The organism is Pseudomonas sp. SG20056 (genome assembly GCF_031764535.1).
In the GTDB taxonomy this organism is placed as follows: Bacteria; Pseudomonadota; Gammaproteobacteria; order Pseudomonadales; family Pseudomonadaceae; genus Aquipseudomonas.
In genome coordinates this window covers 824140-845191 of sequence record NZ_CP134499.1, presented here as the reverse complement: position 1 = coordinate 845191, position 21052 = coordinate 824140, and the positions used below count along the sequence as shown (strand labels likewise).

Below are 21052 nucleotides of genomic sequence, written 5' to 3'. Positions count from 1 at the left end.
CGTAATGCCGCGTTGAGGGTATTAGCGGGGGTGTCGCGCTTCAACTGCATCGCGCAGGGTGTCGATCAACGCCTGAATGCGCGCGTGCTGCATCTTCATCGACGCCTTATTGACGATCAGCCGCGAGCTGATCATGGCGATCAGCTCCTGAGCTTCCAGGCCATTGGCACGCAGGGTGTTGCCGGTGTCAACCACGTCAATGATCTTGTCAGCCAACCCCACCAGCGGTGCCAACTCCATCGAGCCATACAGCTTGATGATGTCGACCTGACGGCCCTGCTCGGCGTAATACCGTTTGGCCACGTTGACGAACTTGGTAGCTACCCGCAGACGGCCTTTCGGCTCAGGCGCGCCAACAGCACCGGCGGTCATCAGCTTGCATTGCGCAATGCGCAGGTCCAGTGGCTCATACAGCCCCTGGCCGCCGTATTCCATCAACACGTCTTTACCGGCCACGCCGAGGTCCGCTGCGCCGTGCTCGACATAGGTCGGCACGTCGGTGGCACGCACGATCAGCAGACGTACATCATCCAGAGTGGTCGGGATGATCAGCTTGCGACTTTTATCCGGGTTCTCGGTCGGCTCAATGCCCGCTGCTGCCAGCAGCGGCAGGGTGTCATCAAGAATCCGGCCTTTGGAAAGAGCAATGGTCAGCATGGTCTTAGCCCGGCACGCGGCGAATCTTCGCCCCCAGCAACTGCAATTTCTCTTCGATGCACTCGTAACCACGGTCGATGTGGTAAATGCGGTCGATCAGGGTGTCACCTTCGGCCACAAGTGCCGAGATCACCAGGCTGGCCGACGCTCGCAGGTCGGTGGCCATGACGGGCGCGCCCTTGAGCTTCTCGACCCCAGTGACGATGGCGGTGTTGCCCTCGACCTGGATCTGCGCGCCCATGCGGATCATTTCATGCACATGCATAAAGCGGTTTTCGAACACGGTTTCGATCACCGTGCCGGTGCCCTCGGCAATTGCATTGAGGGCAATAAACTGCGCCTGCATATCGGTGGGGAACGCCGGGTACGGAGCGGTACGCAGGTTGACGGCTTTCGGCCGCTTGCCATGCATGTTCAGCTCGATCCAGTCATTACCACAGGTCACTTCTGCACCGGCTTCCTGCAACTTGGAAAGCACGGCTTCCAAGGTGGTCGGATCGGTGTCTTTCACTTTGACGCGGCCGCCCGTGACAGCCGCAGCCACCAGGTAGGTGCCGGTTTCGATACGGTCAGGCATCACGCTGAAACGCGCACCGTGCAGACGCTCAACGCCATCGATGGTGATGGTGTCAGTACCAGCACCGCTGATTTTCGCGCCCATGGCAATCAGGCAGTTGGCCAGGTCGACCACTTCCGGCTCGCGCGCAGCGTTTTCCAGCACGCTGCGGCCACGGGCCAGGGTCGCGGCCATCATGATGTTTTCAGTACCGGTCACACTCACGGTATCGAAGAAGAAGTGCGCGCCACGCAGGCCGCCTTCAGGAGCCTTGGCCTTGATGTAGCCGGCCTCGACATCGATGATCGCGCCCATGGCTTCGAGGCCACGGATGTGCAGGTCAACCGGACGCGAGCCGATGGCGCAGCCACCCGGCAGGGCCACTTCGGCATAACCGAAGCGCGCAACCATCGGGCCGAGCACCAGGATCGAGGCGCGCATGGTTTTCACCAGCTCATAGGGCGCAACCAGAGTCTTGATCGCCCGCGCGTCGACTTCTACGCTGAGCTTCTCGTCGATGATCGGCTCGATGCCCATGCGACCGAACAGCTCGATCATGGTGGTGATGTCGTGCAGGTGCGGCAGGTTGCAGATGGTGACAGGCGCGTCGCCGAGCAGGGTGGCGGCGAGAATCGGCAGGGCAGAGTTCTTCGCCCCGGAAATGCGGATTTCGCCATCAAGGCGCACACCGCCGGTAATAATCAGTTTGTCCATGATTCTCTCGGTTTAGGAGCGCGCGGCCCAATCGGCACGGCTGAAGAATTTCATACTCACGGCGTGGATGCTGCCATCGGCGATCCAGGCATTGAGGTGAGCGTAGATCTGCTGCTGGCGCTTGACCGGGCTAAGGGCGGCCAATTCGTCACTGATCAGGTTCAGCTGAAAGTTGCAGCCTTCGCCTTCAACTTCCACCTGGGTATCCGGCAATTTAGCCTCAAGGAGACTCTTTACTTCTAAGGCCTGCATGCTCAACCTCGATCAATGCATAAATTAACGACAGCCGAGCAGACGCTCGCGGGTCGAGCATCATACAAAAAAGCCCCCCGCCTGCGAACCCCGCATTACTGCCAGCCGACCGAAGCCTTGATCAGGCTTGCAGCGGAAGAATCTCCAGCAAACCGCAAACGCCGGCGATCTCGCGCATGTCCTTGGGCAGATTACTCACGCTCAGGGTCTTGCCGGCTGCACTGGCATCACGCATAAACGCCAGCAACAGCGACAGCCCAACGCTGCTAGACCTCTCAACGCCAGCGCAATCAAGCACACAAGCAGCCGCAGGGCTGGCCTTGAGCAGGCGAGCGCCTTGCTCACGCAGCGCCGGGGCGCTCAAGTAATCGAGTACGCCGACCAGACTGAAAACGCCGAGCGACGCCTCGCTGATGCTGGCCTGACTCACGATGCATTCGCCCCCTGACGGGCCTTGGCGACAGTCTCGGTCCAGTTGTCGATGACCTTGTCCAGATCATTGCGATTGTCCTGCATGGCCTGGGCGAACTGATCACGGAACAGTTTGCCAACGTTGATGCCGTTGATGATCACGTTACGCATCTTCCAGGTACCATCGAGGCTGACCATGGTGTAGGACAGCGGATAAACCGTACCTTTACCGTCCTTGATCTCCATATTTACCGAGGTGCGCTGAGGATCCTGCTGGCCGCTGACCGGCAGTACGCGAATATCCTGATTGTTGTATTCGAGCAAGGCGTTGCCATAGAACTGCATCAGACTGCGCTTGAAGTTTTCCTGAAAGCGCTGCATCTGCTCAGGCGAGGCCTGACGCGAGTAGCGCACCGTCATGACACCACGGGAAATCCCATCGACGTCCACAACCGGGCCGAGAATGCTGTTCAGGGCGTTGTAAAACGCGCCTGGGTCAGTGCGGTACTGCTCCTTGTTGGCCTTGAGGTCGGCCAGCAGCGTGGTGGTGGTCTGCTGCACCACCTCATGGGCCGCCGGAGCCGCCAGCAACGGCAAGGACATGGCCGCCAGACAGATAAACAGACCGCTACGCAGTGCTTTCAACATATTCAGTACCTCTATTAATTAGCCTGGTCTTTGTTGACCGAATTGAGCAGGAACTTGCCAATCAGATCTTCCAGCACCAATGACGACTGCGTGTCATGAATGGTGCCACCATCGCGCAGCACTTCTTCTTCGCCGCCCACGCTAATCCCGATGTATTTCTCGCCTAGCAGACCTGCGGTCAGAATCGACGCCGTGGAGTCTGCCGGCAGGTTATCCACGGCATCATCCAACACCATGGTGACGCGCCCCATATAGCTGTTGCGGTCCAGATCAATGGCGGTGACCTTGCCAATCGTCACGCCGGCCATGGTCACTTTCGATCTGACCGTCAAACCGGCGATATTCTCAAAGTGCGCGTACACCTTGTATGTATTGTCGCTGCTGCCGACGGTCAAACCGCTGACGCGCAAGGCCAGCAGCAGCAAGGCCAACAACCCGGCCAACAGGAACAAGCCGACACCAATTTCCAGCGTGCGGTTCTGCATCAGAAATCTCCAAACATCAAAGCGGTCAGAATAAAGTCCAGCCCCAATACGGCGAGCGAGGCGTACACCACGGTTTTCGTGGTGGCACGACTAATCCCTTCCGAAGTCGGCTCACAGTCATAGCCCTGGAACACGGCGATCCAGGTCACGACAAACGCAAAGACCACGCTCTTGATCACACCATTGAGCACATCTTCGCGAAACGAAACACTGCTTTGCATATTGGCCCAGAACGAGCCCTCATAAACCCCCAGCCAGTCGACGGCGACCATCGCGCCGCCCCAGATACCAACCACGCTGAAGATCATTGCCAGCAACGGCATCGAGATAAAACCGGCCCACAAGCGCGGCGCGACAATATATTTGAGCGGGTCAACGCCGATCATCGCCAGGCTCGACAGCTGCTCGGTGGATTTCATATTGCCGATTTCCGCGGTCAGCGCCGAGCCAGCGCGACCGGCAAACAGCAAAGCAGTGACCACTGGCCCCAATTCACGCAGCAGTGTGAGGGCGACCATTTGCCCCACCGCCTGCTCGGAACCGTATTTGGCCAGAATGCTGAAGCCCTGCAGCGACAGCACCATGCCGATAAAGATGCCGGACACGACAATGATGGCCAGGGACATCACCCCAACCGAGTACAGCTGCTTGATTAGTAGCTGAAAGCTATTACCGGTCGAGCCACGACCAAACAGCGCGCGCAGCAGAAACAGTCCCGATCGACCCAGCGTGGCTACCACATCAATACCGGCACGACCGAACAGGCGCACCCGCTCGAGCACAGATGTCTTGCGCATCAGCGCTCCCCCAGAAGATCGTCGCGGTAATTGGCCGCAGGAAAGTGAAACGGTACCGGACCATCGGGGATACCCTGCATGAATTGACGCACACGCGGGTTATCCGACGCCATCAGCTCAGCCGGCGTGCCCTGCCCCAGCACCTGGGTGTCACCGACTACATAGATGTAGTCAGCAATGCTCGCGGTCTCCGCCAGGTCATGGGACACCACAATACTGGTGATCCCCAGCGCGTCGCTCAGCAGGCGAATCAGACGCACCAGAACACCCATGGCAATCGGATCCTGGCCGACGAAGGGTTCGTCATACATGAGTATCTGCGGGTCCAGAGCAATCGCCCGGGCCAATGCCACGCGCCGCTTCATGCCGCCCGACAATTCGTCCGGCATCAGCTCCAGGGCGCCACGTAGCCCCACAGCCTGCAATTTCATCAGCACGATGTCGCGAATCATCTCCTCCGGCAGCTTGGTATGTACCCGCAACGGAAAGGCGACGTTCTCGAACACGTCCAAGTCAGTAAACAACGCACCACTCTGGAACAGCACCCCCATCTGCTTGCGCATGTCGAACAGCTCGCTGCGCGACAGCGTCGGCAAATTCAGGCCATTGACCCAAACTTCACCCTGGCTCGGCTTGAGTTCGGCAGCGATCAGGCGCAGCAGTGTGGTTTTGCCACAGCCAGACGGCCCCATAATCCCGGTGACCTTGCCACGGGGAATGCGGATATCGATGTTTTTGAAAATATCCCGCTCGCCGCGTTTGAAGCTGACGTTCTTCAGCTCAACTGCATACGGGTTCTCGGCGCTCATCTGGACTCCTTGCTCAACGCTTGCCTGACTGACGTACCGCCCCGAACAAAGGGCACTACTGGTCGTCGAACGTACCGAAAATGGCCGCGAACTATACCATTGCGGCATTCTTCGCCCAAGACTGAAGGTGTTGCCGAAGATAAGCGCCGCACAGTTCCTGCAACCAACTCGCCACTGGAAACACTGGGCAGGCGCACCTTTACCGTTATAATCGGCAGCTTTTAGCCCGTACGCCGCAGAGAAGTCATGAGCCAGTCAACCGATCTGATCCAGTCAGCGCAGCGCACCATCCGCCTGGAGCTCGAAGCCATCCAGGATCTGCTGGCGCGCATCAACGGTGATTTCGTGCGCGCCTGCGAGTTGATTCTCGCCAGCAAAGGCCGCGTCGTAGTAGTCGGCATGGGCAAATCCGGCCACGTCGGCAACAAGATTGCCGCTACCCTGGCCAGCACCGGCACCACTGCTTTCTTTGTTCACCCGGCCGAAGCGAGCCATGGCGACATGGGCATGATCACCCGCGATGACGTGGTGCTAGCCCTGTCCAACTCCGGCTCCACCGCAGAAATCGTTACCCTGCTACCGCTTATTAAGCGCCTCGGCATCCGCTTGATCAGCATGACCGGCAACCCGGAATCACCGCTGGCCAAGGCCGCCGAAATCAACCTGGACGCCCGCGTGTCCCAGGAGGCCTGCCCGCTGAACCTGGCCCCAACCTCCTCCACCACAGTATCCCTGGTCCTCGGCGACGCCCTGGCCATTGCCCTGCTGGAAGCCCGCGGCTTTACCGCCGAAGATTTTGCGTTCTCCCACCCCGGTGGCGCGCTGGGTCGACGCCTGCTGCTCAAGGTGGAAAACGTGATGCATGCCGGCGACAGCCTGCCACGCGTCAAGCGCGGCACCTCACTACGCGACGCGCTACTGGAAATGACCCAGAAAGGCCTAGGCATGACCGTGGTGACAGAGCACGACGGCCGCCTAGCCGGGATATTCACCGACGGCGACCTGCGGCGCACCCTGGACCGTAACATCGACGTACGCCAGACCATTATCGATGACGTAATGACCGCCCACGGCAAGACCGCACGCGCGGAAATGCTCGCGGCAGAGGCTTTGAAAATCATGGAAGACCACAAGATCAGCTCGCTGGTGGTGATCGACGACAACAACCTGCCAATTGGCGCGCTGAACATGCACGACCTGCTCCGCGCCGGGGTAATGTGATGAGCACTGACGTGATCAACCCCGACTTACTGCAACGCGCCAAGGCCGTCAAACTGGCCATTTTCGACGTCGACGGCGTGCTGACCGACGGCAAACTGTACTTTCTGGTCGACGGCAGCGAGTTCAAGACCTTCAACACCCTCGACGGTCATGGCATCAAGATGCTGATCAACTCCGGCGTGCGCACTGCCATTATCAGCGGCCGCAAAACACCGGTGGTTGAACGCCGCGCGCAAAACCTGGGGATTCAACACCTCTATCAAGGCCGCGAAGACAAGCTGGTAGTTCTTGATGAACTGCTCGGTGAACTGGGCCTAGACTATGCACAGGTTGCATACCTCGGCGACGACTTGCCCGACCTGCCGGTGATTCGCCGCGTCGGCCTGGGCATGGCTGTCGCCAGCGCCGACGGCTTTGTTCGCCTGCACGCCCATGGTGTTACCCGTGCTCGCGGTGGCGAAGGCGCCGCCCGTGAGTTCTGCGAACTGATCATGCACGCCCAAGGCACCCTTGAAGCCGCTCAAGCCGCTTACCTATAGGCCAACCATGCCCCGCAAGTTATTCAATATTGCCCTGTTCGCCTTTGTCGCCCTGCTGGTGGCGGCACTCGGCTATTGGAACCTCAGCCCGGATGGTTTCAACGAGCAAGCTCGCAGCGCAGGGACCGATAACGCTATCGATTTTTACGCTACCAACACCTACACAGTTCAATACCAGGCCGATGGCAAGCTGCACTATGAGTTGAAGGCCGATAAGGTCGAGCACGTCAAGGCAAGCGACATCACCCTGATGACCAGCCCGAACATGAACCTGTTCCGCGGCACCGAGCTGCCCTGGAAAATCCGCAGTGAGCGCGGCGAAGTGTCGCCAGGTGGCGCCGAAGTCGAGTTGATCGACAAGGTGCGCGTCGAGCGTACCGACGCCAAAGGCCGCCCGACCATCCTCACCACCAGCCGCCTGACCGTATTCCCCGAGAAGGAATATGCGCAGACCCAGCAAGCCGTTAGAATCGACGCGGCCAATGGGGTGACCACGGCACAAGGAATGAAAGCGTACATGAATGACGGCAGGATGCTCCTGCTGTCCAACGTAAGAGGTCAGCATGAGGCTCGTTAACACCCTCCCCCTACTACTCAGCCTCAGCGCCGCACTCGGAAGTGTCAGCGCCTGGGCCCTACCCTCCGATCGCGAACAGCCTATCCGCATCCAGGCTGACAGCGCGGAACTTGATGACAAGCAAGGCGTAGCGGTCTACCGCGGTGATGTCGTCATCACCCAGGGCACCATGAAGGTTACCGGCGACACCGTGACCATTACCCAGAATTCCCAGGGCGATGTCGAGGTATTTACCTCCGTTGGTAAGCCGGCCTATTACGAACAACTGCCGTCAGCCGACAAGCAGATCGTCAAGGCCTATGGCCTGACTATCCAGTACTTTATGGCCAACGAGCGCGTGGTCCTGATCGATCAGGCCAAGGTGATCCAGGAAGGCAATACCTTCGAAGGCGAGAAAATCGTCTATGACACCCAGCGCCAGATCGTCAACGCCGGCCGCGCTACAGGCACCAATGTCACTGCGCCACGCCCGCGCATCGATATGGTGATCCAGCCGAAGAACAAACCAGCCGACCAGCAGGCGCAGTAATAATGGCCACATTAAAAGCCCAACACCTGGCCAAGAGTTACAAAGGCCGCCAGGTCGTGCGCGACGTCAGCCTGAGCATCGACAGCGGGCAGATTGTCGGCTTGCTTGGCCCCAACGGCGCTGGCAAGACCACCTGTTTCTACATGATCGTCGGCCTGGTACAGGCTGATCAGGGTCGAGTGATGATCGATGATCTCGACGTCAGTCATCAGCCCATGCATGGCCGCGCTCGCGCCGGCATTGGCTACCTGCCGCAGGAAGCCTCGATTTTCCGCAAGCTCAGCGTGGCCGACAACATCATGGCCATCCTGGAAACCCGCAAGGACCTGGACGGCGCTGCTCGTCGCAAGGAACTTGAAGGCCTGCTGCAGGAATTCCATATCAGCCATATTCGCGACAACCTCGGCATGAGCCTGTCCGGTGGTGAGCGCCGCCGCGTGGAAATTGCCCGCGCCCTGGCGACCAACCCTAAGTTCATCCTGCTCGACGAGCCCTTCGCCGGCGTAGACCCGATTTCCGTGGGCGATATCAAGCAGATCATCCATCACCTCAAGGCCAAGGGTATCGGTGTATTGATCACCGACCACAACGTGCGCGAGACCCTGGATATCTGCGAGACCGCCTATATCGTCAGCGATGGCCAGCTGATCGCAGAGGGTGATGCCGAGGCCATTCTGGCCAACCAAACAGTCAAAGAAGTGTATCTGGGGCATGAGTTCCGGCTGTAACCGCAGCTTTTCTCAAGCCGACTGCAGCCAAGGCTAGGCAAAACCCTTAAAGTCAGGCATATAATTTGCTTCCTAGTGGCGCTTTTTGAAAACGCCCTGTAGTGGATTGCGCACAGACGCCGGTAAATAAGGTCTGCAATGAAACCATCGCTAGTCCTGAGAATGGGCCAGCAGCTGACGATGACACCGCAGCTGCAACAGGCCATCCGCCTGCTCCAACTGTCTACCCTGGATCTGCAACAAGAGATCCAGGAGGCGTTGGAGTCCAACCCGATGCTCGAACGCCAGGAAGATGGCGATGACTTCGACAATTCGGACCCCATGGCCGATGGCGCAGAAAGCGCCAGCCCCAGCGAACAGCCCGAAGCGCCCTATCAGGAAACCAACTACCAGGAAGCCACGCAGACCGTGGACAACCTGGAAGAAGGCGACTGGGGCGAACGCATTCCCAATGAGCTGCCCGTCGATACCGCCTGGGAAGATATCTACCAGACCAGCGCCAGCAGTCTGCCCAGCAGCACCAACGATGATGACGAGTGGGATTTCACCACCCGCACCTCCAGCGGCGAGAGCCTGCAAAGCCATCTGCTTTGGCAGCTAAACCTGGCCCCCATGTCAGACAAGGATCGCCTGATCGGCGTCACCCTGATCGACTGCATCAACGAACAGGGCTATCTGGAAGAAACTCTGGAAGAAGTGGTCGAGGCCTTCGACCCGGAACTGGATATTGAGCTCGACGAAGTCGAAGCCGTTTTACACCGCATCCAGCAATTCGAGCCCACCGGTATCGCAGCGCGCAACTTGGGCGAGTGCCTGCTTCTGCAGCTCCGTCAGCTGCCGGCGAAAACCCCATGGCTGAGTGAAGCCCAGCGCCTGGCCAGCGACTACCTCGACCTGCTCGGTAGCCGCGACTACAGCCAGCTAATGCGCCGTATGAAGCTCAAGGAAGACGAGCTGCGCCAGGTTATCGACCTGATTCAAAGCCTCAACCCGCGCCCTGGCTCGCAGATCGAATCCAGCGAGCCGGAATACGTGGTGCCCGATGTCATCGTGCGCAAACACAACGAACGCTGGCTGGTGGAACTCAATCAGGAAGCCATGCCGCGCCTGCGCGTCAACGCGCAATACGCCGGTTTTGTGAAGCGCGCCGATTCCAGCGCCGATAACACCTTTATGCGTAACCAGCTGCAAGAAGCGCGCTGGTTTATCAAAAGCCTGCAAAGCCGCAACGAAACCCTGATGAAGGTCGCCACGCAGATCGTCGAACATCAGCGTGGCTTCCTCGATTACGGCGATGAGGCGATGAAACCCCTGGTGCTGCACGATATTGCCGAAGCCGTGGGCATGCACGAATCGACCATCTCGCGGGTGACCACGCAGAAATTCATGCACACCCCGCGTGGCATTTACGAGCTGAAATACTTCTTCTCCAGCCACGTCAGCACCTCCGAGGGCGGCGAATGCTCGTCCACGGCAATCCGCGCCATCATCAAAAAACTGGTCGCCGCGGAAAATGCGAAAAAGCCGTTGAGTGACAGCAAGATCGCTGGTTTACTGGAGGCACAGGGCATTCAAGTCGCTCGCCGCACGGTCGCCAAGTACCGTGAATCCCTCGGAATAGCGCCTTCCAGTGAGCGCAAACGATTGATCTAAGGCGGCACGAAGAAGGAAGACAACGAATCACATAGAACACGCCCAGGCCTCGCCTTTTCGCAAAAGCAGCCATACTGCCAACAAGCAATCAGCGACCGTGCCAGGCTCGTTTTGTCAGAGTCTTCCACGCCACAGTGTTCCGGCGGCAGGCCTCTCGCCTGCCTCTTACACACGGCAACAAGGAGAAAGCGGTATGCAAGTCAACATCAGTGGACACCAGCTGGATGTGACCGACGCCCTGCGCGACTACATCGCCGAAAAACTCGGCCGATTGGAGCGCCACTTCGACAAGATCACCAATGTACAAGTCACCATGGAGGTCGAGAAACTCAAACAGAAAATCGAAGCGACCCTGCACATTGCTGGCGGCGAAGTGGTCGCCAATGCCGAGCATGAAGACATGTACGCAGCCATCGATCTACTGACTGATAAACTCGACCGACAACTCATCAAACACAAGGAAAAACAGCTCGAACGTCAACAGGGCGCTATGGCCCGCTGACATCGTCTATCTCCTATGATCCGACTTGAAACTATCCTGACCCCCGGCCGTTCCCTGGTGAACGTGCCGGGCGGCAGCAAAAAACGTGTTCTCGAACAGATTGCCAACCTGGTGGCGCGCGAGCTGCCTGACCTGGATGGCCAAGACATCTTCGAAAGCCTGATTGCCCGAGAAAAACTCGGCTCGACCGGTTTCGGTAATGGTATTGCCATTCCGCACTGTCGCCTGCCCGGTTGCACCGCGCCGATCAGCGCCTTGCTGCGCCTGGACGCTGCCGTAGACTTCGACGCCATCGACGGTGCGCCTGTGGACCTGCTGTTTGTCCTGCTGGTGCCCGAAGCAGCCACCGACGCTCATCTGGAACTGCTCCGGCAGATCGCCAGCATGCTCGATCGCAGCGATGTGCGTGCCAGCCTGCGCCAAGCGGAAAGCAGCGAAGCCCTGTATCAGGTAGTCGTGGACGTACAAAGCCAACTCAACAGAGCCTGAGCATGCGCCTGATCATCGTTAGCGGTCGCTCCGGCTCCGGGAAGAGCACCGCCCTCGATGTGCTTGAGGACAACGGTTTCTACTGCATCGATAACTTGCCGGCCGGCCTGCTGCCTGAACTGGCTGAGCGTGCCCTACTGCACACCGAACTGCTGCATCCGCAGGTCGCAGTGTCGATTGATGCGCGCAACCTGCCGAGCCACCTCAAGCGCTTCCCCGAGCTGCTTGAAGAAGTTCGCGCACGGCACATCAAATGCGATGTGATCTACCTGGATGCCGACGAAGAAACCCTGCTCAAACGCTTCTCGGAAACCCGTCGGCGCCACCCGCTGACCAACGAGAGTCGCTCTCTGGCTGAAGCCATCGCCGACGAAAGCCTATTGCTCGGGCCAATCATTGATCTGGCCGACCTGAAAATCGACACCACCCACCTCAACCTGTATCAGCTGCGCGACAGCCTCAAACTGCGCTTGCTTAACCAACCCGAGCCGGGTACCGCGTTTCTGCTGGAGTCCTTTGGTTTCAAGCGCGGCATGCCGGTGGATGCTGATCTGGTATTTGATGTGCGCTGCTTGCCCAACCCGTACTGGAAGCCAGACCTGCGCGACTTCTCCGGCCTCGACCAGCCTGTAGTCGATTACCTCTCGGCCCAGGCTGATGTCGAAGACATGTACCAGGACATCCTCGCTTACCTGACTAAATGGCTGCCGCGCTTTGCCGCCAGCAACCGCGCCTATGTAACGGTTGCAATTGGCTGCACTGGCGGTCACCACCGCTCGGTGTACCTGGCCAACCGCCTGGGTGAAACCCTCAAACCCATCCTGAAAAACGTTCAGACTCGCCACCGCGACCTCAGCTAAGGAATTGCCGCGATGCCCGCCTGCGAAATCACCATTATCAACAAGCTTGGCCTGCACGCCCGTGCGGCGGCCAAGTTTGTCGGCGTCGCTGGGCGTTTTCCTTGCCAGGTCAAGATCGGCCGTAGCCCGAAGAGTCTGGTCGACGGCAAAAGTATTATGGCGGTGATGATGCTTGCCGCCGGTAAAGGCACGCCCGTGCACCTGCACACCGAAGGCGAGCAGGATAGCGAGGCGCTGCAGGCCCTCAGCGAGCTGATCAACAACTACTTCGACGAAGGCGAATAGCTGATCGAGAGGCAGTAAAAAGGGGCTGAACGCTTAAGCGACAGCCCCTTTTTCATACAAGCGGAATCAACTACCGGCCACGGTCATGCGCTCGATAAGCACCGAGCCAGTGCGGATATTGCTGCGCAGCTCCAGATCATTACCGACAGCGACAATCTGCTTGAACATGTCGCGCAGGTTTCCGGCGATGGTAACTTCCTGCACCGGAAACTGGATCTCGCCGTTTTCCACCCAGTAACCACCGGCACCACGCGAATAGTCGCCAGTGACCATATTCAGCCCCTGCCCCATCAGCTCAGTGACCAGCAGCCCACGCCCCATACGCTTGAGCAACGCCTTCTGGCTTTCATCGCCATGGCTAACAAACAGGTTATGCACGCCGCCAGAGTTGGCGGTGCTGGGCATACCCAGCTTGCGCCCGGAATAGGTGCCGAGTACATAGGACAGCAGCTCGCCGCGCTCGACAAAGGATTTGGTGTAAGTCGCCAGACCGTCACCATCAAAGGCGGCACTGCCCAAAGCACGCGGGATATGCGGACGCTCATCAATCTTCAGCCACTCGGGGAATAGCTGTTGACCGAGGGAACCTTCGAGAAAGGATGATTTACGGTACAAATTGCCGCCGGAAATCGCCGCCAGGAAGCTGCCAAACAAACCGGTCGCCAACTCAGCGGCGAACAGCACCGGCACTTCACAGGTTGGCACCGGGCGCGCACCTAAACGGCTTACCGCTCGTTCGGCGGCGCGCCGACCAATACTGCCGGCATCGGCCAGCAACTCGCCCTGGCGATTGACGTCGTACCAGTAGTCGCGCTGCATCTGTCCGCCATCTTCGGCGATCATCACGCAGCTTAAGCTGTGCCGCGTGCTGGCATAGCCGCTGACAAAACCATGGCTGTTGCCGTAGACCCGGCAACCCTGATGGGTATTCAAAGTCGTGCCGTCGGCGTTCTTGATCCGCTGGTCTGCGGCAAAGGCCGCGGCCTCGCAGCTCAAGGCCTGCTCAATGGCCTGCTCCGGGGTGATCGACCAAGCGTGATAAAGATCCAGCTGCGGCAGCTCGCGGGCCATCAGCGCGGCATCGGCCAGCCCGGCGCATTCGTCTTCGGAGGCATGCTTGGCAATCGCCAGGGCCGCCGCGACGGTTTCGCGAATCGCGGCTTCACCACTGGCCGAAGTACTGGCCGAGCCCTTGCGCTGACCGACATACAGGGTGATACCGAAACCCTGGTCGCGGTTGAACTCGACCGTTTCCACTTCACCCTGACGTACCGTGGTGGACAAGCCTTGCTCCACCGATACGGCCACCTCACAGGCACTCGCGCCCTGCTTTTTAGCCTCGGCAATAATCTGCTCCACCTGCGCCTGCAAATGCGGCACAGCCTGGGGGCCGACGATGTCTACTGCACTCATAAGAACTCCTGAACGATAAGCGGCAAGCGCGGCCACACAGGCCAGACGCTTACAGCTGGAAACTTGCTGCTATCATGTCGGCGTTTTCCACTGGACCGCCACCATGTCTGAATACCTTGACGACGACTTCTCCGGCGAGAAGAGCAAAACCCAGATCAAGCGCGAGTTTCATGCGTTGCAGGATCTGGGGCAACGCCTGACCACCCTGAAACTCGACCTGCTGAACAAACTGCCACTGACCGACGAGCTGCGCCGCGCGCTGGCCGAAGCGCCCAAGCACACGGCCAATGCCGCGAAGAAGCGCCATGTGCAGTTTATCGGCCGCTTGATGCGCGATCAGGATATCCCCGCCATCCTGACCCTGCTTGACCAGCTGGATGCCTCTACCCGCCAGTACAACGAACGCTTTCATAACCTGGAGCGCTGGCGTGACCGCTTGCTCAACGGCGACGACGACACCCTGGAAAAGTTTGTCGGTGAATACCCCGACGCCGACCGCCAACACCTGCGCCAGCTGATCCGTCAGGGCCAGCACGAACTGGCGCAGAACAAAGCGCCTGCCGCGTCCCGCAAAATCTTCAAATACATCCGCGAACTGGACGAAACCCAGCGCGGCTTGCGCTAGATCAGCACATCGATTGGGCTGCGCAACGCTCAACCCAATCGACGATTTTTAGCTGCCCGTCCCGCCCACCGTAATCGCATCAATCTTCAGCGTCGGCTGGCCCACGCCAACCGGCACCGATTGGCCGTCCTTGCCGCAGGTGCCGACGCCGCTGTCCAGCGCCAGGTCGTTACCGACCATCGACACCTTGCTCATGGCTTCCGGGCCATTGCCTATCAGGGTGGCGCCTTTGACCGGGGCGGTGATCTTGCCGTCCTCGATCAGGTAAGCCTCGCTGGTGGAGAAGACGAACTTGCCACTGGTGATATCGACCTGACCGCCGCCGAGGTTGGCGCAATAGATGCCCTTCTTCACCGAGCGGATGATTTCTTCCGGGTCGCTTTCGCCGGCCAGCATGTAGGTATTGGTCATGCGCGGCATCGGCAGGTGCGCGTAGGACTCACGGCGACCGTTGCCAGTGCACGCCACACCCATCAGGCGGGCATTCAATTTGTCCTGCATATAGCCCTTGAGCACGCCGTTCTCAATCAACGTGGTGCACTGGGTCTGCGTGCCCTCATCGTCCATGCTCAGAGAACCGCGACGCTCGGCAAGGGTACCGTCATCGACGATGGTGCACAGGCTGGACGCCACCTGCTCACCCATTCGGCCGCTGTAGGCCGAGCTGCCCTTACGATTGAAGTCGCCTTCCAGGCCATGGCCGACCGCTTCGTGCAGCAGCACACCGGACCAGCCAGCCCCCATCACCACAGGCATAGTGCCTGCTGGGGCTGGAATAGCTTCGAGGTTGACCAGTGCCTGGCGCAGGGCCTCACGGGCATAGCCCATGGCGCGCTCTTCGTTGTTGCTGGTCTGTTCGAGGAAGTAGCGGTAATCGGTACGTCCGCCACCACCGTGGCTGCCACGCTCGCGGCGACCGTTCTGCTCGACGATCACGCTGACATTGAAGCGCACCAGCGGGCGGATATCCGCGCCCAGGCTGCCGTCATTCGCCGCCACCAGAATGCGATCCCACACCCCGGCCAGACTGACCGAGACCTGTTTGATGCGTGGGTCAAGGGCGCGGGTAGCGACGTCAATGCGCTTGAGCAGCTCGACCTTTTCCGCCCGCCCCAACACATCCAGCGGGTTGTCCTGGGCATACAGCGGCTTGACCAGCGGGCTGCTGAACGCTTGCACGCGGCCGTTCTGCCCAGCGCGGGCAATCGAGCGGGCCGCACGCGCAGCCTGGCTCAAGGCATCAGCGGTGATCGCATTGCTGTAGGCAAAACCGGTCTTCTCGCCGGACTGAGCGCGCACACCGACGCCCTGATCGAGGTTGAAACTGCCTTCCTTGACGATGCCATCCTCCAGCGCCCAGGTTTCCGAGACCTGGCTCTGGAAATACAGGTCGGCCGCATCGATTCCCGGCCCGGCCAAGTCGGCCAGAACTGCGGGCAGATGTTCAATGGTCAAACCGCCCGGCCCCAGCAGATGTTCACTGACAGATACCAACATAGTGTTCATTGCTCAATCTCGTTGATGACTGTTGCACCTGGCAGCCGTGGTTCGGCTGCCGCAAAAAAACGTTTATGCCGCGCCACCGGCATGCGCTGGCGAATCGCCGCCTGTTCGGTCGCATCACGCTCGGCCAGCAGCACGCCCGGCCCGCGTGGCAGTTCGGCGAGTACGCGCCCCCAGGGATCGACCAGCGCCGAATGGCCAAAGGTCTCGCGCCCACCTGGATGAGTACCGCCCTGTCCGGCCGCCAGCACGTAGCACTGGGTTTCGATGGCCCGCGCGCGGGTGAGTATCTGCCAATGTGCTGCACCGGTAACCGCAGTAAAGGCAGCCGGCGCACAGATCAGCTCTGCACCGGCTGCGCGCAGGGCACTGTACAACTCGGGAAAGCGCAGGTCATAACAAACGGTCATGCCCAAACGCCCAACCGGGGTATCGGCGACCACCACCTGGCTGCCGAAGGCGTAATCGTCAGACTCGCGATAACGGCCATGGCTGTCGCTGACATCCACATCAAACAGGTGCAGCTTGTCATAGCGGGCCACGCGCTGGCCGTGATCATCGATCAACAGCGAGCAGGCGTGAGCCTTGGCATCAGGCTGGCCATCCGGCGGTAAAGGCAAGGTGCCGGCGACAATCCACAAGCCCAGGTCACGGGCGGCTTGTTGCAACCAAGGCAGAATCGGTCCCTCGCCCAACGCTTCGGCGCGCCCCAGCGCGGCCTGATCGCGCCGGCCGATGGCCGCGAAATTTTCCGGCAGCACGGCCAATCGCGCACCTTGTGCGGCAGCCTGCTCAAGCAACTGCCGAGCCTGCGCCAGATTGGCCAGGACATCGGCCTGGCTGACCATTTGAATAACTGCGAAGGTCATGACTGCCTTTATTTCAATGCCGGTATGGCTTCAGCTTACAAGCCATACCGGCAGACTGCACGGCTGCATATCATCCGCGTGGGGATTACTGAGGTTTTTCGAAGGGCTTGTCGAAGCTGATGTCTGGGTTCTGCCAGGCGCCCTTGACGTCGTACTGCACACTCGCAAAGCGCGCCACGCGGTCACCCAAGAGCTTATCGGCAATAAACAGCGCCCCGCCGATGGCCGGTGCGCCGACTATCAGCGCAGCCAGTGGCAGGTTGTTGGTCACCGGCAAGGTCACCAACAACTTGGCATCAATCCGATCATTGGCCATATCCAGGGTGCCATTGAGTTCAAGATTGCTCGACGGCCCGGTCAGGGTGATTGGCTCGCGAGTAACGAACACGCCGTTATCAGCTACCAGCAGTCCCTTGACCCGGTCATAACTCAAACCTTTGCCGAGCAGGTCAGAGAAGTCCAGACGCAGGCGCCGGCCAATCGAGTTGAAGTTCAGCAGACCAAATACGCGCAGCGCCGAAGCGGGCCCTTCCACCTCGGAGAACTGGCCTTTGCGCAGCGAAGCATCCAGCGTGCCGCTGAAACGCTTCAGGCCGAACCAGGCAGGCGAGCCGGGCCAGTTACCATCAACATCCATATGAAAGTCACGGCTGCTAGCGGTCGGTGCAAAGCCCCAGGCGATCAGTACATCAGCCAGATCGGCGCCTTCCATACGCCCTTTGTAGCTCGTGCGCACGCCATTTGCGGCGTTTAGCCAGGTGGCGCGGCCGCTAATCTTCAGGCCTTTGAGATTGAGATCCAACTCATTGAAATGCACACCGGCGCTGACCGGGCGCGCCTTGAGCGACCAACTGCCAAGCGGTTCGATGCCCTGATAGACCTCGGCGATCCGCACGTCCAGCGCCGGGAAGCTACTCGGATCGACACTTGCCAGCGGATCGGGCGCATCGATTACAGGCTCACCGGCAACTTTCTTCTCTGCCGCCGGGAAGCGCAGATAGTCGAGCGTCAGCGCAATCGGCAGCTCACGGGCATCCGGCAAGCCGACCAGGCCTTTCAGCTGCGGGCTGTCGAGGCTGACCGCCCAGGTTGCGGCATCGCGTTTCACTGCCACTTCCAGCGCATCCAGGCTGATGCCAAAGCCGGTGAAGCGACCAATGCGCAACTGGGCATCCTTGAACAGCCGCTGCGCATCACCGATTGGCACGCTGGCATAGGGCTGCAACACCTGCTGCCAGGCCGACCAGTCCAACTCTGCTACGCGCCCGCGCACCCGCAAGCCCTGGCTAGTAGGCAGGCTGGCCGCACCGTCGGCCAGGCGAATTTCGCCCCGCCCCTGGTTGAACCGGCCAGGGCTGGCGGCGAAGGTCAGGCTCAGCAAGTCAGCGTAATCCAGCCAGTAGCGCTGTTCACGGCCGCCCAGGGTCATACGCCACTGCGTCGTGCGCTCCTCGGCAGCGGTCTTGCCGAACGGTGCCGGTAGCGCCAGCGTCGCACCTTTAAGGCTGGAACTGACGCGCAGCTGACTGTCGGCGCCGTCCAGAGTCAGATTGAGGCGATACGGCAGATTGCCACTGACGGGCAGCGGCTGGGTCACCCCCAGCCAGGTACTCAGCTCCTTGACGGCGATCTGCCCGCTGGCCTCAATGCGGCTGCGCGCTTTACCCCGCGCACCTTCGGCCAGAGCCTTGGCGCGCACCGCATGGCCGAGCACTTGGGCACGAATGTCCGGGGCACTGAGGCCACTGGCGGTGTTGTAGCGAAATGCCCCCTGCAGCTGACTGAACTGCAGCGGCGGAGTAGGCAGGCTGAGCTGCGCGTTTTCAGTAGCGAAATCCACCACCACTGCCGGAGCCAAGCCCTTGCGCAGCGGCAGATCGAGCTTGAGTTTACCGGCTAACGCTCCCGCGCCAGTCCAGCCAGCGAAAGTTTCTGCGGTGCCAATCGGGGCCTGCTGCAGGATATGCAGGGCATCATCGACATTGCTGCTCAGCTCGCTGGTCAACAACAAACGCGGTGGCTGACCCGGCAACGAAGTGGCAATCAGCGCCTGGGCATTGCTCACCTGGCTATCGAGGATACGTCCTTCAGCCAGCTCGACGCGCACACCGCTGTCTTCGATCAACACCTTGCCACGCCCCTCGCGCAGCGCCGGCCAACCGGGCTGAAAGGCCAGTTCGGCGTCATGCACGGCGAAGAACAGACTGATGCTGCGCGAGGTATTTTCCGCGCCCTTGTTCAGCGAACCCTGGTACTGGAAATAGCCTTCATCCACCGCGCCACCACGGATGGCACTTTTCAACCAGGCATCCAGATCGGCACTCATGCCCGGCGCCCGACTTGGCAGGTATTTCTCGGTAAAGCGCGCATCGCCGTTACGCAGCCCCACACGCAGGTCCATATAGTCTTCTTGCGCCGGGTCGAAGCGCAGGCGAATCAGGAAATCGCCGGCGGCCGGCCCCTCTTCACCCAGCACCTGCAGATAAGGGCTGCGCAGGGTGAACGCCTGCTCATCAATCTGCCAGGTCAGCAGAGCATTGGCCTTTTGATAGTGCCAAGGCTTGGGGAACAGGGTGTCGAGGTGCAGGGAAAAATTTTCGCTATCGACACGCAGCTCACCCTGGCCCAGATCGCCACTGATACTGCCGCTGACATTTTCTGCGGCCGGTGAGCCAAGGTATGCGGCAAAGCCGATGCGCTCCAGATTGGCCGAGAACTGCAGGCGTTTGCTATCGGTCAGCTGCGGCCGGTAGTCGAGCTGAATATTGCGCAGTGCACCATGCGGCTTGAGTTGCTCAAGCAGCGCCAGGCCTTTGTCAGGCAGTGGCGCAAGCCCCGCTACCAGAGGCTGCAGCGGCGCCAGGTCGAGGCGATCAGCACTCAGCACCCATTGCTCCTGCACTTCTGCGCTTTCCGCCTGCTGAGTCAACGCCACGCGTACTTCACCCCAGCGCTGTTCATTACGGCTAAAGGCCAGGTCATCCAGCAACAACTTGAAGCCCAGCTCGGTGCGGGTGAAATAGGCATTCAGCGCCAGGTTATTCAGCGCCACTGATTCGCGCCCGGCATAGCCGGCCTTGAGCTGCGGCACATGCAGGCGACTGACAGCCCGCTGTATGCCGCCATTAGCCCAGCTCAGCCAGACCTCGCCGCCCAGCTGCAACTGCTCAAGCCGCCATTGCGTCAGTAGGCTCGCCGGTACCCAGGCCGCCCAGTCGCTCTGTGGCAGGCTCAGATACAGATCGGCTTGGGCGTCTTGCCAGTGCTTGGCGTTTATGCGCGAGCGCAACTGCAGGGCCAGCGGCTGGCCATCGGGCAACAGCAGACGGCCGTCCAGGCGCTGACGCGCGCTGCCGTTACGCAGGGTGAGGTTTACATAGGTCAGGGTCCGCGCCGGCTGATCGAAGGCCTGTATGGTGACTTGGCTGTTAAACAACGACAGGCGCTTGAGTATCTGCGACTGTGTCAGCACCTGAGCCAGATCGAGCGGCGCGGGTTCATTGCGCTGCGGTAAGCCCTTGAGCGACCAGCTACCGTCTTCAGCTTGCTGCACGACCAGCTGCACGCCATCCAGCTCAAGCCGGGCAATGCGCAACTGACGCGCCAACAGGCTGGCCAGTACATCGGGTACCACACGCACCTGATCCAGCTGCAAGGCACCTGGGCCCTCACCGACCTCAACATCGTGAGCGGTCAGTACGGGTGAAAACCCCTGCCAGAGCCCTTCCAATGCACCGATCTGCACCGGCATGGCCAACGCTTCACGGGCCTTGTCTTCAGCTTCCAGGCGGTATTCGGCGACCAGCGGCACCAGCTCGCGCCCGAGGCTGACATACAGCGCCGCTAATACCAGCGTCAAAGCGCACAGCCCCAATGCCGTACGCAGCAGCAGGGTAACCAAGCGCGCCAACGCGGCCATTCAGTTCACGC

General features: G+C 60.1%; 23 protein-coding genes. 11 read left to right on the top strand and 12 right to left on the bottom strand.

The window, feature by feature from the left end; translation table 11 throughout:
* Positions 1-21: 21 nt before the first annotated feature.
* The 8 genes from hisG to RHP75_RS04045 all read right to left on the bottom strand — a co-directional run bounded on the left by hisG (position 22) and on the right by RHP75_RS04045 (position 5329).
* Positions 22-657, bottom strand: a complete 636-nt coding sequence (gene hisG, locus RHP75_RS04080; RefSeq protein ID WP_090255484.1) for an ATP phosphoribosyltransferase — start codon at positions 655-657, stop codon at positions 22-24.
* Positions 658-661: 4 nt separating this feature from the next.
* Positions 662-1927 carry a UDP-N-acetylglucosamine 1-carboxyvinyltransferase gene (gene murA, locus RHP75_RS04075; RefSeq protein WP_090255485.1) on the bottom strand — a complete coding sequence of 422 codons (1266 nt, stop codon included), beginning with the start codon at positions 1925-1927 and terminating at the stop codon, positions 662-664.
* Between the two features lie 12 nt (positions 1928-1939).
* Entirely contained in the window at positions 1940-2179 is a 240-nt protein-coding gene (locus RHP75_RS04070; protein WP_090255487.1) for a BolA family protein, read from the bottom strand.
* A gap of 121 nt (positions 2180-2300) precedes the next feature.
* The gene (locus RHP75_RS04065; protein ID WP_311090556.1) at positions 2301-2609 is read right to left on the bottom strand and encodes an STAS domain-containing protein; all 309 of its coding nucleotides are present in this window, start codon (positions 2607-2609) and stop codon (positions 2301-2303) included.
* Positions 2606-3238: an ABC transporter substrate-binding protein gene (locus RHP75_RS04060; protein ID WP_311090555.1), complete on the bottom strand. Its 633-nt coding sequence runs from the start codon at positions 3236-3238 to the stop codon at positions 2606-2608. Before RHP75_RS04060 ends, RHP75_RS04065 begins: the two co-directional genes overlap by 4 nt.
* A gap of 14 nt (positions 3239-3252) precedes the next feature.
* Positions 3253-3723 (bottom strand): outer membrane lipid asymmetry maintenance protein MlaD, encoded by a 471-nt coding sequence (gene mlaD / locus RHP75_RS04055; RefSeq protein ID WP_160016086.1) that lies wholly within the window; start codon positions 3721-3723, stop codon positions 3253-3255.
* Positions 3723-4520 (bottom strand): lipid asymmetry maintenance ABC transporter permease subunit MlaE, encoded by a 798-nt coding sequence (gene mlaE / locus RHP75_RS04050; protein ID WP_160016087.1) that lies wholly within the window; start codon positions 4518-4520, stop codon positions 3723-3725. Before mlaE ends, mlaD begins: the two co-directional genes overlap by 1 nt.
* Positions 4520-5329 carry an ATP-binding cassette domain-containing protein gene (locus RHP75_RS04045; RefSeq protein WP_311090554.1) on the bottom strand — a complete coding sequence of 270 codons (810 nt, stop codon included), beginning with the start codon at positions 5327-5329 and terminating at the stop codon, positions 4520-4522. The genes mlaE and RHP75_RS04045 overlap by 1 nt, the downstream gene beginning before the upstream one ends.
* Before the next feature lie 246 nt (positions 5330-5575).
* On the opposite strand from RHP75_RS04045, the gene RHP75_RS04040 reads away from it, so the two are divergent.
* From RHP75_RS04040 to RHP75_RS03995, 10 genes are all read left to right on the top strand, one after another.
* Positions 5576-6550, top strand: coding sequence for a KpsF/GutQ family sugar-phosphate isomerase (locus tag RHP75_RS04040; protein WP_311090553.1), 975 nt, complete (start codon positions 5576-5578; stop codon positions 6548-6550).
* Complete coding sequence (locus RHP75_RS04035) at positions 6550-7089, top strand: HAD family hydrolase (RefSeq protein ID WP_311090552.1); 540 nt, start codon at positions 6550-6552, stop codon at positions 7087-7089. Before RHP75_RS04040 ends, RHP75_RS04035 begins: the two co-directional genes overlap by 1 nt.
* A 7-nt stretch (positions 7090-7096) precedes the next feature.
* A complete protein-coding gene (lptC, locus tag RHP75_RS04030) occupies positions 7097-7666 on the top strand; it encodes an LPS export ABC transporter periplasmic protein LptC (RefSeq protein ID WP_311090551.1) in 570 nt (189 codons plus the stop codon).
* Positions 7653-8195, top strand: a complete 543-nt coding sequence (lptA, locus tag RHP75_RS04025) for a lipopolysaccharide transport periplasmic protein LptA (RefSeq protein ID WP_311090550.1) — start codon at positions 7653-7655, stop codon at positions 8193-8195. The genes lptC and lptA overlap by 14 nt, the downstream gene beginning before the upstream one ends.
* Positions 8196-8197: 2 nt before the next feature.
* Positions 8198-8923: an LPS export ABC transporter ATP-binding protein gene (gene lptB / locus RHP75_RS04020; protein ID WP_090255506.1), complete on the top strand. Its 726-nt coding sequence runs from the start codon at positions 8198-8200 to the stop codon at positions 8921-8923.
* 138 nt (positions 8924-9061) lie between these two features.
* A complete protein-coding gene (locus RHP75_RS04015; RefSeq protein ID WP_160089126.1) occupies positions 9062-10576 on the top strand; it encodes an RNA polymerase factor sigma-54 in 1515 nt (504 codons plus the stop codon).
* 193 nt (positions 10577-10769) lie between these two features.
* Entirely contained in the window at positions 10770-11078 is a 309-nt protein-coding gene (hpf, locus tag RHP75_RS04010) for a ribosome hibernation-promoting factor, HPF/YfiA family (RefSeq protein WP_090255510.1), read from the top strand.
* A gap of 15 nt (positions 11079-11093) precedes the next feature.
* Positions 11094-11567 (top strand): PTS IIA-like nitrogen regulatory protein PtsN, encoded by a 474-nt coding sequence (gene ptsN, locus RHP75_RS04005; RefSeq protein WP_108488228.1) that lies wholly within the window; start codon positions 11094-11096, stop codon positions 11565-11567.
* A 2-nt stretch (positions 11568-11569) separates the two neighbouring features.
* Complete coding sequence (rapZ, locus tag RHP75_RS04000; protein ID WP_311090549.1) at positions 11570-12427, top strand: RNase adapter RapZ; 858 nt, start codon at positions 11570-11572, stop codon at positions 12425-12427.
* A gap of 12 nt (positions 12428-12439) precedes the next feature.
* The gene (locus RHP75_RS03995; protein WP_311090548.1) at positions 12440-12712 is read left to right on the top strand and encodes an HPr family phosphocarrier protein; all 273 of its coding nucleotides are present in this window, start codon (positions 12440-12442) and stop codon (positions 12710-12712) included.
* A gap of 66 nt (positions 12713-12778) precedes the next feature.
* Here RHP75_RS03995 and pmbA read toward each other — a convergent pair whose 3' ends face one another.
* Positions 12779-14125: a metalloprotease PmbA gene (gene pmbA, locus RHP75_RS03990; protein ID WP_311090547.1), complete on the bottom strand. Its 1347-nt coding sequence runs from the start codon at positions 14123-14125 to the stop codon at positions 12779-12781.
* A gap of 103 nt (positions 14126-14228) precedes the next feature.
* Between pmbA and yjgA the strand changes: the two genes are divergently transcribed.
* Complete coding sequence (gene yjgA, locus RHP75_RS03985; protein WP_090255521.1) at positions 14229-14750, top strand: ribosome biogenesis factor YjgA; 522 nt, start codon at positions 14229-14231, stop codon at positions 14748-14750.
* Between the two features lie 48 nt (positions 14751-14798).
* Here yjgA and tldD read toward each other — a convergent pair whose 3' ends face one another.
* The 3 genes from tldD to RHP75_RS03970 form a co-directional block, all read right to left on the bottom strand.
* Positions 14799-16256: a metalloprotease TldD gene (gene tldD, locus RHP75_RS03980; protein WP_311090546.1), complete on the bottom strand. Its 1458-nt coding sequence runs from the start codon at positions 16254-16256 to the stop codon at positions 14799-14801.
* Positions 16253-17122 carry a carbon-nitrogen hydrolase family protein gene (locus RHP75_RS03975; RefSeq protein WP_311090545.1) on the bottom strand — a complete coding sequence of 290 codons (870 nt, stop codon included), beginning with the start codon at positions 17120-17122 and terminating at the stop codon, positions 16253-16255. The genes tldD and RHP75_RS03975 overlap by 4 nt, the downstream gene beginning before the upstream one ends.
* A gap of 85 nt (positions 17123-17207) precedes the next feature.
* Positions 17208-21041 (bottom strand): YhdP family protein, encoded by a 3834-nt coding sequence (locus RHP75_RS03970; RefSeq protein WP_311090544.1) that lies wholly within the window; start codon positions 21039-21041, stop codon positions 17208-17210.
* Positions 21042-21052: the final 11 nt, after the last annotated feature.